This window comes from Hydrogenovibrio sp. (genome assembly GCF_049975065.1).
In the GTDB taxonomy this organism is placed as follows: Bacteria; Pseudomonadota; Gammaproteobacteria; order Thiomicrospirales; family Thiomicrospiraceae; genus Hydrogenovibrio.
On record NZ_JBNGDN010000053.1, the window covers coordinates 1 to 13,771 of the forward strand.

9 protein-coding genes and 1 riboswitch are annotated in these 13,771 nt (G+C 52.1%); of the genes, 5 read left to right on the plus strand and 4 right to left on the minus strand.

Annotated features, from left to right (window positions below; translation table 11 throughout):
* A partial coding sequence (locus tag ACP5D0_RS07115; protein WP_472364980.1) for a chitinase occupies nt 1-729 on the minus strand: 729 nt, incomplete at its 3' end.
* A 108-nt stretch (nt 730-837) separates the two neighbouring features.
* A complete protein-coding gene (locus ACP5D0_RS07120; protein WP_472364972.1) occupies nt 838-2,775 on the minus strand; it encodes a glycosyl hydrolase family 18 protein in 1,938 nt (645 codons plus the stop codon).
* Between the two features lie 207 nt (nt 2,776-2,982).
* Nucleotides 2,983-3,064: riboswitch (cyclic di-GMP riboswitch) on the minus strand.
* Nucleotides 3,065-3,450: 386 nt separating this feature from the next.
* Between ACP5D0_RS07120 and metH the strand changes: the two genes are divergently transcribed.
* The 3 genes from metH to ACP5D0_RS07135 are packed head-to-tail and all read left to right on the plus strand — an operon-like array spanning nt 3,451 to nt 7,944.
* Nucleotides 3,451-7,161 carry a methionine synthase gene (metH, locus tag ACP5D0_RS07125; protein ID WP_472364973.1) on the plus strand — a complete coding sequence of 1,237 codons (3,711 nt, stop codon included), beginning with the start codon at nt 3,451-3,453 and terminating at the stop codon, nt 7,159-7,161.
* A gap of 58 nt (nt 7,162-7,219) precedes the next feature.
* Complete coding sequence (locus ACP5D0_RS07130; RefSeq protein WP_472364974.1) at nt 7,220-7,639, plus strand: nucleotidyltransferase substrate binding protein; 420 nt, start codon at nt 7,220-7,222, stop codon at nt 7,637-7,639.
* Nucleotides 7,640-7,641: 2 nt separating this feature from the next.
* Entirely contained in the window at nt 7,642-7,944 is a 303-nt protein-coding gene (locus ACP5D0_RS07135; protein WP_472364975.1) for a nucleotidyltransferase family protein, read from the plus strand.
* 316 nt (nt 7,945-8,260) lie between these two features.
* Here ACP5D0_RS07135 and ACP5D0_RS07140 read toward each other — a convergent pair whose 3' ends face one another.
* Nucleotides 8,261-8,479 carry a type II toxin-antitoxin system ParD family antitoxin gene (locus ACP5D0_RS07140; protein WP_472364976.1) on the minus strand — a complete coding sequence of 73 codons (219 nt, stop codon included), beginning with the start codon at nt 8,477-8,479 and terminating at the stop codon, nt 8,261-8,263.
* 133 nt (nt 8,480-8,612) lie between these two features.
* Here ACP5D0_RS07140 and ACP5D0_RS07145 point away from each other — a divergent pair, with 133 nt between their 5' ends.
* Together ACP5D0_RS07145 and ACP5D0_RS07150 are read left to right on the plus strand one after the other, a co-directional pair.
* Entirely contained in the window at nt 8,613-8,903 is a 291-nt protein-coding gene (locus ACP5D0_RS07145) for a hypothetical protein (protein ID WP_472364977.1), read from the plus strand.
* A 180-nt stretch (nt 8,904-9,083) separates the two neighbouring features.
* Entirely contained in the window at nt 9,084-10,925 is a 1,842-nt protein-coding gene (locus tag ACP5D0_RS07150; RefSeq protein WP_472364978.1) for a putative bifunctional diguanylate cyclase/phosphodiesterase, read from the plus strand.
* 51 nt (nt 10,926-10,976) lie between these two features.
* On the opposite strand, the gene ACP5D0_RS07155 is transcribed toward ACP5D0_RS07150, so the two are convergent.
* The gene (locus ACP5D0_RS07155) at nt 10,977-13,472 is read right to left on the minus strand and encodes a methyl-accepting chemotaxis protein (protein WP_472364979.1); all 2,496 of its coding nucleotides are present in this window, start codon (nt 13,470-13,472) and stop codon (nt 10,977-10,979) included.
* Nucleotides 13,473-13,771: the final 299 nt, after the last annotated feature.

Genomic DNA, 13,771 nt, shown 5'->3' on the forward strand with positions numbered 1-13,771 from the left:
GGCATAAGATTGTCCGCCGGGTTTGCTGGCGTCGTAACCCCAGTCCTGATCCCAGTAAGTGTTCATCGCCGCGGAACCTTCCCCATCAAAAAACGCCATATTGGCACAGCCCAATACTTCGTCGGCCGGAATCGGCACCCCAAAGTAGTCGGCAAAGCGTTGATAGTAGCGAATGCGATTGGCGGACTGTTGATGCTCGACCGTGCCGCCGCACTCCACCCCGCCGTTCATCACCATGGTGGTGACGCCGAAACCGGGCAACCGGTTGTTGGCTTCATCCTTCGCATTGGGCTGCCAAGTGCCGTCCAGAATGTGCAACATACTGGGTTTCGGGGTCTGTGGATAGGTGAAGAAGAAGACGGCACTGGCAAAGTTCAACCAAGTGTCGGCTACCAACTCTGGGTTATCCAGCAAGGTGCGCACATTGCCGGTCATGGCTTGCGAGAAAGGTCCGTAGTTGTAGTTGTAACTCAACTGTTTCGCCCCGCGCCCAAAGTAGCTTTTAAACTCGCCATCGTCAAAGGTGCCACATGGCCAGGCCTGCCCTTGCCAGGTGTCGGGGTTACATTCCCCGGCATAGGCACCGCGCACCTGCTCGGTGTAGCCCATTTCACGCACGTACATTAAGGCTTGACGCCACTCTGGCACGCCCAGCACCGATTCAGCGGCATGACCGCCGGTTTCCTGCGCAAAGTGGGCGAACATATTGGCCAGCGATTTGCGACAAATTTGATCCGCGTCCCGACCATCCGACTAGTCGCCGCAGAAGGCGGGGAATTTGCCCACGGCTTTGAGGAAGTTCGTATAGGTGTAACTTTCGACCCGTTTGGGGAAAAGCTACTCAAACTGCGCTTGCGACAACAGACTTTCCACCCGTTTTACATTGGCTGGATTCTCTGCCCGCAGTGGCGTAATCGACTCCACTTGGGTGTTATCTAACGTGCGGATCGTCTCTTTGACCAGCGTCATTTGCGGCGAGTCCGTCAAGGCGGCTTCGCGTGCGGCCAACTCGGCCTGCGTCATGGCGTAGCCCGCTTGAGCGCCGGTTTCTGGGCTGGCATCTTGACCGGCGTCCTGACCGGTATTGCCGCTGCCGTCACCAACGCCCGCTTGACCGCCGCCGACTTGCCCGGCATCACCGTTGTTCGCGGCGCCGCCATCGTTGCCAGTGCTGTTCACGGCTTCCCATGGCCCCCATTGCTCGGTGCCGGGTTCATTGCCTTGCGTCCACCATTTGGCTTGGTAACGCTGACCGTTGTGACGCACTTTGTCGCCACCGTTATAAACGGCCTCAGGGTTCCAAGCGCCCGCTTCCGCTGCGCCCGCATCACCCGACGATGCATCGGTATCACCGTTGGTGTCACCCGCTTCCCCTGTGGCACCGCTTCCCGTCTCCGCAGGCGGCTCAGGCGCAACTGGCGCTGGCGGCACCACACCGGCATAGAAACCGTTGTAAATCACATCCAGCAATTCGGTGCCTTTCAACGGCGCATCGCCGGTGACTTCCCAGAAAATAATCCCACCCAAGTCGTTATTCACCACATAGGACACTTTCGCGCCCAAGGATTGGGTATCTTCATAAGTGTACATTTCCTGTTTGCTCTGACTGTACAGATAGGGCGCCTGCGCCACCTCATCGTAATATTTGATAAAGGCCGGATCCTGCTCCATTTCTTTGAGCTTCCAATAAGGATTATTGCCTGCGGCACGACCGCCGTCCCAAATACCCGCCGCACCGCCATTGGCGGAGGCGAACAAACCGGGTAAACCGCTGATTGGCGAGGCATCGCTCACGCCTTTCCAACCACGTGAATAAAACGGCGAGCCGATAATCAGTTTCTCGGCGGGCACGCCCTTGGCTAAAAAGTAGCTTACGGTGTTATGCACACTGTAGGCGGCGGTGCCGGCTTGAGGATTGGAAAACAGCGCGGACTGGTGATTGGTTTTTCCGTCCCAAGCACCGTGCAAGTCATAGGTCATTAAATTGACAAAATCCAGATACTGAACGTAATCGGCCGGATCGGTCAGATCAATGTAGGGCAAGTTTGCGCTGACGGCGGCGGTCAGTTGATAATAGGTATTGTCCTGCTGACCAGCCGCATCCAACGCAGCACGCAAATCTTTTAACAACAGCGTAAAGGTCTGACGCTCGGACGCATCGGCATTCGGGGTGCCTTGGTCATTGGTGCTGTCCACTTTATCCGGTTGACGGGGCACACCTGGGTATTCCCAGTCGATGTCCACGCCGTCAAAGTGCCATTTGCGCACAAATGCTACCACACTGTCGGCAAACTTTTGACGCGCTTGCGGCGTGGCAGCCACCTCGTGGAAGCCCCCTGACTGGGTCCAGCCGCCGATGGAAATCATAAAGCTGGTTTGCGGGAATTGCGCTTCCAGTTTTTTAAACTGACCCAACGCGCCTTTGAATTCACTGTTGTAAGCTTCACCAAATTGCGCCGTCACCCCGCTGGCCGCCCAAGTATCAAACTCGGCGATTTCACCGTTTTTGATGGTGGCAAACGCATAGTTAATATGGGTCATTTTATTAATCGCCATATCGGCTGGATTGTAATTTTTATGGCCGCTGTAAAGCCCCCATTCCGGGTAATAGCCAACGATTTTTTTCATTTCCGCCACGTCTTGCTTGGACGGAGCCGGACTGGCGATGGAGGCGAAAATCGGCGGCGCGGAAAACACCAGTGTGATCGCCAACACAGGCGCCAAAACTTGTTTCAATGTGATTTTTTTGAATGTATTGAGTGCAATGGATGTCATAACAAACCTCCTAGGGCTTTATGAACGTGACGTTTCCCAGCCAATGCCGGGCATTTTTTATAAAGCGAAAGCGTTCGATTCGGAGGTAAGTCGGCAAGGGCGTTTCAACCCAAATATCCGGCGCAACCTTGTCAGGTTTGCGGGAGAAAAGACAAGTCAACAACAGGCGTTCCGAGACACCGCACGGGGCGATGGCACACACTTTTCTCTGGCAACCCGGCTGTCTCCACAAAAATAGAGACCCGTGGCTTTCTGTCCCTGCCTCACGACAGGTTTAGCATTTTCAGTTAGTGATAATATTAATCTTGATAAGATTAAAAAAAGTAAGCAATTAAACTTTCAGCGGGAAAACCTAAGCAATCTGAGCGCTCTAAGCGCTCTAAAACCCACGTCATAGCGACGCTTTGTTTAATCACTTGTTTTCAATCATAGCAAAACGAACGCCGAGCGGGGTAAAGAATTTTTATGACAAAAGCAGAACAAATCAATCCACTCCCCGCGAAATTCATAAACCCGCATGAAACGCACTTGCCGTCGCCGATGCCGTTCCGTCAGGCCATGTTCTAAATCACCAGGCCTGGTGAAATGTTTCTCGGGCGAGTGTTATCCCAGCTTTTGAGTCGGCTTTAGGTTAAAATAACGTCCTTTAATTTTGAATAAAATGATGTTTTTGCTATGACTGAGCGCGCCACCCGAATTGCCCAATTGAAATCCCTGCTTGCCGAACGCATTGTCATTCTCGACGGCGCGATGGGCACCATGATTCAAAGCCTGAATCTGTCGGAAGACGACTTCCGGGGCGACCATTTTGCCGATTACCACATGGACATCAAAGGCAACAACGACATTCTGGCCATGACCCAGCCGCATTTGATTCGAGACATCCATTTGTCGTTCCTGAATCGCGGCGTCGATATCGTCGAAACCAATTCCTTTAACGCCACCACCATCGCGCAAGCCGATTACGACATGCAGGCCATCGTCACCGAGCTGAACATCGCCGCCGCGCAAGTGGCGCGCGAAGCCTGCGACCAAGCCGAACAGAACGACGGCCAACCGCGTTTTGTCGCCGGTGTTTTGGGGCCCACCAACCGCACCGCCTCCATCTCGCCGGACGTCAACGACCCGGGCAAGCGCAACACCTCCTTCGATGAATTGGTTGAGGCTTACACACAAGCCACGCACGGCTTGCTAGAAGGTGGCGCGGACGTTATTCTGATTGAAACCATTTTCGACACCTTGAACGCCAAGGCCGCCATTTTCGCGGTGAAAGAAGTGGAAGCCGCCGTCGGCTACGAAGTACCGATTATGCTGTCCGGCACCATCACCGACGCTTCCGGCCGAACCCTTTCCGGCCAGACAGCCGAAGCGTTTTACAACGCCGTGGCGCACGCCGAACCCTTGTCCGTTGGCCTGAACTGCGCTTTAGGGCCGGAAGAGCTGCGCCCTTACGTGCAGGAAATCAGCCGCGTGTGCGAAACCTATGTGTCCGTCCACCCCAATGCCGGTCTGCCGAACGAATTCGGCGAATACGACGAAACCCCGGAACAAATGGCGGCGGAAATCGCCGTCTGGGCGCAAAAAGGCTGGATAAACATCATCGGCGGTTGCTGCGGCACCACGCCGGACCACGTCAAAGCCATGGCCAAAGCGGCCTTGGCACACCCCAAACGCGAATTGCCGCAAATCGCCCCGGCCTGCCGTTTGTCCGGTCTGGAGCCGTTGAATATCGACGAAAACACCCTGTTCGTCAATGTCGGCGAGCGTAACAACGTCACCGGTTCCGCCAAATTCAAACGCCTGATTATCGAAGAAAACTACGGTGAAGCCATCGACATCGCCGTCAAACAAGTGGAAGACGGCGCGCAGATTATCGACGTCAATATGGACGAAGGCATGCTGGACGCCAAAGCCTGCATGGTCAAATTCCTCAATTTGCTGGCCTCCGAGCCGGAAGCTTCCCGCGTACCGATTATGATCGACTCCTCCAAATGGGAGGTCATCGAAGCCGGTTTGAAATGCATCCAAGGCAAAGGCGTGGTCAACTCCATTTCCTTAAAAGAAGGCGAAGACGCCTTTATTCATCATGCCAAACTGGTCAAACAATACGGCGCGGCGGCCATTATTATGGCGTTTGACGAAGACGGCCAGGCCGATACGCTGGCGCGCAAAATTGAAATCTGTAAACGCTCTTATGACGTCTTGACCCAAAAAGTCGGCTTCCTGCCGCAGGACATTATTTTCGACCCCAACATTTTCGCCGTCGCCACCGGCATCGAAGAACACAACAACTACGGCCTGGATTTCATCAACGCCGTCACTTGGATTAAAGCCAACCTGCCGCACGCCAAAATTTCCGGCGGGGTCTCCAATGTGTCCTTCTCCTTCCGCGGCAACAACCCGGTGCGCGAAGCCATCCACTCCGTGTTCCTCTATTACGCCATCCAAGAAGGCATGGACATGGGCATCGTCAACGCCGGGCAAATGGCGATTTACGACGACCTGCCGGAAAAACTCCGTCAAGCCGTGGAAGACGTCATCCTCAATAAAGATCCGGAAGCCGGCGAACGCTTATTGGAAGTGGCCGAAGAATTCCGTGGCGACGGCCAAGCCGCCAGCAAAGTCGCCGACACCGCCTGGCGCGAACAAAGCGTGGAAAAACGTCTGGAACACGCGCTGGTCAAAGGCATTACCGACTACATTGAAGAAGACACCGAAGAAGCCTACCAAAAACTCGGCTCCGGCCTGCACGTCATCGAAGGCCCGCTGATGGACGGCATGAACGTGGTCGGCGACCTGTTCGGTTCCGGCAAAATGTTCCTGCCGCAGGTGGTCAAATCCGCCCGCGTCATGAAACGCGCCGTCGCCTATCTGGACCCGTATCTGCTGGCCGCCAAAACCGAAGGTCAGCAACAAGGCAAAATCGTCATGGCCACGGTCAAAGGCGACGTTCACGACATCGGCAAAAACATCGTCGGCGTGGTGTTGCAGTGTAATAATTTCGAAGTGATTGATTTAGGCGTGATGGTGCCCGCCGAGAAGATTCTCGACACCGCCGTCGAACAAGGCGCCAACGTCATCGGCCTCTCCGGCCTGATTACACCGTCGCTGGAAGAAATGGTCAATGTCGCCAAACTGATGAAAGAACGCGGCATGGACTTGCCGTTGCTCATCGGTGGTGCCACCACGTCCAAAGCACACACCGCCGTGAAAATCGAGCCGCAATACGACCATCCGGTGGTGTACGTTAAAGACGCCTCCCGCGCCGTCGGCGTGGCGCAAAGCCTCATTTCCAACGATTTGAAAGTCGATTTCGCCGCCAAAATCCGCGCCGAATACCAACAGGTTCGCGAAGAACGCAAAGCCCGCGCCCAGCAGGTCAAGCGTATCCCAATCAAACAAGCACGCACCAACCCCGCCTTAACCGACCAGGCCTGGCAGGAATTCACTCCGGTGCGTCCCAAATTCCTCGGCACTAAAGTGTTGGACAACTTCCCGCTGGAAAAATTGGTGGAACGTTTTGACTGGTCGCCTTTCTTCCAGGCCTGGGAATTACACGGCTTGTACCCGCGCATTCTCGACGACAAAGTCGTCGGCGAAGAAGCCCGCAAAGTGTTTGCTGACGCCCAAACCATGCTCAAGCAAATCATCGATGAAAAATGGCTCACCGCCAAAGCCGTGTACGGTTTTTACCCAGCCAACCGCGTTGGCGACGACATTGAAGTCTATACCGACGAAAGCCGCAACCAAGTGCTGCACACTTTCCATCATCTGCGTCAGCAGGCCGAGAAAAAACGCGGCGGCGCCAATAACTGCCTATCGGACTTCATCGCCAGTAAAGAAAGCGGCGTGGCGGATTATATCGGTTTCTTCGCCGTCACCGCCGGCATCGGCATTGACGAACACGTGGAACGCTTTGAAAAAGACCACGACGACTATCACGCCATTATGCTCAAAGCCCTGGCCGACCGCTTTGCCGAAGCCTTTGCCGAAACCCTGCATGAAATCGTGCGTAAAGACGACTGGGGCTACGCGCCGGACGAAAACCTCGACAACGAAGACCTGATTAAAGAACGTTACCAAGGCATTCGCCCTGCCGCCGGTTATCCGGCCTGCCCGGACCACACCGAAAAAGGCACCCTTTGGGAATTATTGAAACCGGATGAAACCATCGGTCTGGACATCACCGAAAGCTTTGCCATGTTCCCCACCGCCGCCGTTTCCGGCACCTACTTTGCGCATCCGCAAAGCCGCTACTTCGGCATCGGCTCCCTCGGTCGTGACCAAGTGGAAGACTACGCCCACCGCAAAGGCTGGACCATCGAAGAAACGGAAAAATGGCTGGCACCGAATTTGGGGTATGACCCAGAAGATTTTGCGCAATAGACAAGAAACGTGTATTGTCATTTTGAATCTTGAATTCAAGCATAATAAAGGTGAACAGATGGATAACCAACTTGATTTCACAGCATTAGAAAAAGCGATTTCTAGACTTGATGAAAGCCTAGAAGTTGTGGACGAGTTCAAATCTACCGACTCCTCACCCTTGCTCCGCACCCTAATTTCTGGTGTCGTGCAACACTTTGAGTTCACCTATGAGCTTAGCTGGAAGTTTATTAAACGCTGGCTGGGTGAAAACTTAGGTAAAAGCCAAGTAGACGGCCTCTCTCGCCAAGCTCTCTTTCGTCTCGCAGCAGAATATCAATTAATAGCATCCGTTGAAACCTGGATGCTCTTTCACCGCGCTCGTAATGAAACCAGTCACACCTACAATGATAAAACGGCGGATGAAGTTTTCCAGATTGCGATCAAATTCTTACCTGACGCAATCAAACTCTTAGATGCTTTAAAATCGAAAGGTTGAAAATGCTTCAACTTACCGAGCAACAGCGCCAGCAAGTCATCAATATCATCAACAGCATGCGCTCTGAACCACTTGAAATCTACGCTTATGGTTCCAGAACCAAAGACCAAGCAAGACCCTATTCGGATTTGGATTTATTGGTTAAAGCCCAACAGAAGCTACCTATCGAAACCCTGTACAAACTGAAAGATGCCTTTGAATTTTCCGATTTACCGTTTAGAGTCGATATTCAAGATTGGTATGCAATGGATGATGGTTTTAAAGCCAATATCGAAAGTTCTCTAATCCAAATTATTGAGCAATGAAAATTTAATTTTACTCTGACCCAAGTTATTTCAAACTTTGTTTTGACTCTGTAGATGTTATGAACGTATTTAAGTATAGAGCAGGTTCGGATAGAGATATTTCATCCTTATGCGATAACTATTTTTACTCACCAACTCGAGAGAAACTGAATGATCCGTATGAAGGGCTTTTTTCTCGAAAACTGTATGAATCTCAATTAGATCAACTAAAGGAAATTCTTGGGGTTGGAGAACAAGCTTTTGATGACGTTAAGGATTCCTTTGAAAAGCTTTTAAGTTTTGTTGATTCTGCGGGGATTTATTCGCTGAGTACAGATCATGTAGATGACGCGTTCGAATCAAAGGGTTGCGCCGCGCCACTTTCAAGCCCTTCATTAATCGCCTGTTGTAAGGCTTTAACGTTTTGCATCCGCAGCTGATCCTTGCGAATCAAATCACGCACATAATCGCTGCTGTTCGCATAAAGCCCTGTATCAATTTGACCTTTTACCCAATCGCGCATTGGATCAGGAAGTGAAATATTCATTGTCGCCATAACCCACTCCAAAAAATGAACGAAACAAAAATTAAAAATTATTATGCCAATTAATGGCAAACCTTGTCAAAAAAATACCATGGCCGAATAAAATCCATCGACAGGCTGTACACGAATCGTTAAACTCAACCTCATGAAAAATTTATTCCTAAAACTCTTCTCCCCCATTCTCAATCCACTGGAAAACGCGGATGGGCATTATGAATACCGTCCGTCGCACCGCACGGTGTTGAAGGTGATGGGATTTTTGTTTCTGGCGGGGGTAGGAGGATATTTTTCCATCTTGACCAACCAGATCGCCGGAGTCTTTCCGGTGATTCTGTTTTCCGTCATCGGCTTGATTTGTTTGGTGGTAGCGTTTCTCGGCAGCTACAAAGCGGTGGCCAAGCTGTGGCGCAACCGCAATGAAGATGCACCGAAATAACTGACTTTACCGCAAAATCACCAGACCTGGTGATTTCCACTTGCATCCGGCGGCGAGCGCACTCCACCCATTTAAAAATTCGATAAAGAGCATCATTTACCCGTAAAATTTTTATAACAAATTCTGAGTCAATCAGCGTATGATAATAGTCATATCATGATAACTGGATCAGGGAAGATTATGCTTGAAACGCCTTCAACCGACACACCTTTATCCGATTACGCCGAATTCAGCCGCGAAGCTTTAGAACAGGCTTTGTACCACCATCTGCAACACCCCGACCGACGACGCCAAGCGGATGCGCATTCAGTGTTATTGCATCACGTCATCGACAAGGCGCGTTTTTCGGTCATGATCACCGATGCGAGTCAAAAAATTGTGTATGTCAATCAGGCTTACACGCAAATGACCGGCCTGAGTGCGGAAGACGTCATTGGGCAAACGCCTAAGATCAACCAGTCCGGTCGCCATCCGAGTCGATTTTATGAAAAAATGTGGCAGGCGATCGCCGAAAAAGGTCTCTGGCGCGGTGAAGTCTGGGATCGTTACCGTGACGGCACCTTTTATCTCAAACGCTTGTCCATCCAAGCCATCCGTAATGAGCAAAACGATGTCACCCATTATCTCGGCATTTTCAGCGATTTGTCTCATCACCAGCGCAGTGAAGAAGAGCTGGAAAAATCCACCCATTACGACCCCTTAACGCAATTACCCAACCGCATCTTGTTTCGCAACCGTCTTGGTCATGAATTCAATATTTCCAACCGTCATGAGTCCCGCACCGGTCTGCTGGTATTGAATTTGGATCGTTTTCGCATGATTAACGATGCCTTTGGTTTTGCGGTTGGCGACGAGTTGCTGATTCAGGTCGCTAAACGCCTCCGAGGCAAGGTTCGCTCCACCGATCTGCTGGCCAGACAGGAAGACCGATCGGAACGGGATTCCGACCTAATTTCCCGCATTGGCGGTGACGATTTCAGCTTTATTTTAAGCGAGTTGCGCGAACCCGAAGACGCCAATGTGGTGGCACGCCGTCTGCTGGACGTGTTTAAAGACCCCTTTGTCGCCAACGGTGAAGAAGTGTTTCTCTCCGGCAGCATCGGCATTGCCGTCTATCCCGACAATGCCAGCAATGAAGACGATTTAATGCGTTGTGCGGAAACCGCGCTGGGGCGCGTGCGCTCCGAGGGCAAAGGCGGGTATCAGTTTTTCTCCGAAGCCATGAACCAGAGCAGTGCGGAACGGGTGCGTCTGGAATCCAAACTCCACAAAGCCACCAGCCGTCAAGAATTTCAACTGCACTATCAGCCCAAGCTCGATCTCACCACCCACCGGATTGTCGGCATGGAAGCTTTGCTTCGCTGGCCGCAGGAAGACGACACTCACATCCCCCCCGCCAGCTTCATACCGCTGGCCGAGGACACTGGGTTAATTAAACCCATCGGTCGCTGGATTATTTTTCAGGCCATGCAGGATACTCAACAGCTCAATCAGCGTACCGGTAAACGCTTGCATGTGGCCATTAACCTATCCGCCAGACAGTTTGTGAATCCCGGGCTACTGGAGATCATTCATAAAGCCCTTGAAGAAACCGGCATCGACCCAGAACTGGTGGAATTCGAAATCACCGAAAGCATGCTCATCGACAAAATCGACCAGGCCTGCCAGATCATGCAGAAACTGCGCGATCTCGGCGTCAGGCTCGCTATTGACGACTTTGGCACCGGCTATTCCTCGCTGTCCTACCTGAAAAACTTTCCGGTCAATACCATGAAAATCGACCGTTCGTTTATCTCACCACTGGAAAACGATGCGCAAAGCGTGGAAATGCTACGGGCACTGGTGTTGCTGGGCAAAGCCATCGGCGTTCAGGTGGTGGCCGAAGGGGTGGAGCATCATGAACAGCTGCAACTGGTTGAACAGGCCGGTTGCCATCTGGCACAAGGGTTTTACATTGAAAGACCCATCCCGCTCGAACAGCTGATCCAAACCCTGGAAGCCGAAAACGCGAAACGACACTGACGCCCATCAACGCAAAACGCCCAGGCCTGAGTAATATAATTCAAGCCGATTTTAGTCTTTTAAACCCGTGTCTTCCGCCGGTTTGGGTAAGGTCTTTGCTGACGCAGGATGGCTGCCATGACCGGTTTTGAAAAAACGAATACTGTCGAGCATTTGTTCTGCCTGCTCCTTAAGTTGGCTCGCCGATGCTGACGTCTGCTCCACCAGAGCCGCGTTTTGCTGAGTGATGTCGTCAATCTGATTAAACGCCTGATTGACTTCCGCCACACCTTGCGCCTGTTGCGCTGAGGTGCTGGCAATGCTCCCCATCATTTTGGTGACCTCTTGTATCGAAACGTTGATTTGCTGAAAAACCGCTTCGGTTTCCTGTGCCAACTGCGTGCCTTGTTCAATGCGACTCACGCTTTCATCAATCAACCCGCTGATGTCCTTGGCGGCATCGGCCGACTTCTGTGCCAGACCGCGCACCTCACCGGCAACCACGGCAAAACCGCGACCGTGATCACCGGCGCGCGCGGCTTCCACAGCGGCATTCAGTGCCAGCAAATTGGTCTGGAACGCAATGCCGTCGATCAGAGTCACAATTTCACCAATCTTGTGACTGGAATCCTGTAACGCCCTCATGGCTTCAATGCTCTGATGCATCACTGTACCCGCTTTTTCGGCATGTGCCGCCAGCTGTTTTTCATGCTCATCCACGGCCACGGTGTTTTTGGCATTGTCCTGTATCGCCTGATTAATGCCCTGCATGGTGGCAGTGGATTCTTCCATTGACGCCGCCTGCTGCTGCACGCTGTCACTCAAACTCAGTGCCCCACGGGACACTTCATCCGCCGCCGCTGCCACAGAGTAAGCCGTCATCGACACTTGCCCCATCGCCTGAGCCACGTGTTGTGCTGTGTCATTGATGGCGGCCTTGAGATCATTCAGCTGACCGTGACAACTGACCGCTACCCTTTGCGTCAAATCGCCCTGTGCTTGCGCCTGCATGACCCGGGCAATGTCACTGATCGTGTGATTCAGAGCCGACACAGTGACATTGATACGATCAGTCAAGTTCTGAAACTGGCCTTTGGCTTCCACTTGAATCGACTCGGCAAATTCACCCTGACTGACTAACTGCATGACCCGATTGGTGTCGCTCACCACATCACTCAGAACACGCATCGCTTGCTGAGTGTCCATCAGGATGCGTCCATAAACCCCTTCCGCCTGAGTTTGAATGGACACATCCAACTCACCTTTCGCCAGGTGTGCCACGGTGACGCCGACCTGCGTCATCACCGTTTCCACCGTATCCATACTGCTGTTGATGCTTTGTTTCAAACGACGTAGATCCCCGTTAAAGTCGCCGCGAATACGCTGATCCAGCTCGCCTTTCGACAGCGCCTCCACAGCGCCCGTGGCCTCCTGAACCGCGTGCGACATCTTGTCCAGCAGTTCATTAATCGCCTCGGCGGTTTGACCGACTTCATCATGAGTCTGAATGCCGCTTTTCACACTGAAATCGCCCGACTCGCGAATGCTGTTTACCGTACGGTTCAGCGACAATAGCGGACGAATGACGCTGAGGTTGATAATGAACAGCAGAATCACCGTCAGCAGCGAAATGCCCACCACCACACTGATCAGCGTCATCCAGGCCTGATCCCGCGCCGCCTGCAATGGCGCTTCAAACACAGCGGCCTCTTGAATGAAAATCTGACGGGCGAACACCTGGCCGTCTTCATCCTTGGCCGGCAAATCCACCACCACCTTGCCGTCTTTTAGGTACAAACGCGACTGGTCGCCGTTGACTGGGGTGTAAAGGGCTTTTGTCAGCGTTTGCGCTTGCTCTGAAAACCAGGTATTGTGCGCAAACACATAGCGATCGGTGACCGGCTTGAGTTTGGCGACCGGCTCGCGACTGCCGAATTTCTGTTGCACATACTCGGCGTCCACCAGCATGACCCAAACGCCGCCGAATTCGTTTTCAAAATCACGCGAGACCGATCCAACCCCTTGCACCATAGTGGCAGCGCCCAGAAAATCCTCGCCGTTCAATACTGGCGTCATGGCGGTAATCGCCACGCCACGTTCGCCAAATCCGATGACACCCATCGCTTTGCGATCGGCCTTGACGGTTTTAAACAAGGTGGTTTGACTGCGATCTGGGTGACTTCCGTCCAACTTCCATGAACGCATCAGTGAACGGCCATCTGCGGCAATCAACTCGGAAAAAATACCGCGAAAGTTCGTTTTTTCCGCATAACGCTTTTTCAGGTTCGACAACAAGGCTTTTAACGACTCGGTATCGTTGGAACCCAGTGCCGCAAAGACCTCCGGTTGCAACGACAGCATGGTGGCACCAATAATGCCGGACTGAATTTTCAGATCATACTTGCCGTTGATATAAGCCGCTTTAGATTGGATAAAATCTTGTTTGACCTGCGTTTCCAACGGCTTGATTTGATACAGATACAAAAAGCTGCCGAGTGCTGTGGTCACCAGCAGCATGACGGCAACGGAAATTCCCATGACCTTTGTGCGCAATGAATTGAAAAACATGCTTCTCACTCCAAGTATTTACCAACCGACCCACCCAAATGGTTACCTTTGTGATTACTTTTGGGCTCAAACGTCATTGACATCAAACAAACTAATCGCATGATAGATAACGGATAACACTCCAAAAATCCAATTAAAAAACGCCACCATACCCCAAAACACCTCGAATAACCCCTAGCCGGATTCCGTCCAAATCAATCCCTCCAAAAGAGTAAAATACCAGACTGTGAATTGCAAAACCTTTCGCTAGTGTAGTGTCCTAAACAAAGTGGACAATTAAGAAGCCCCCAAATTTTTCA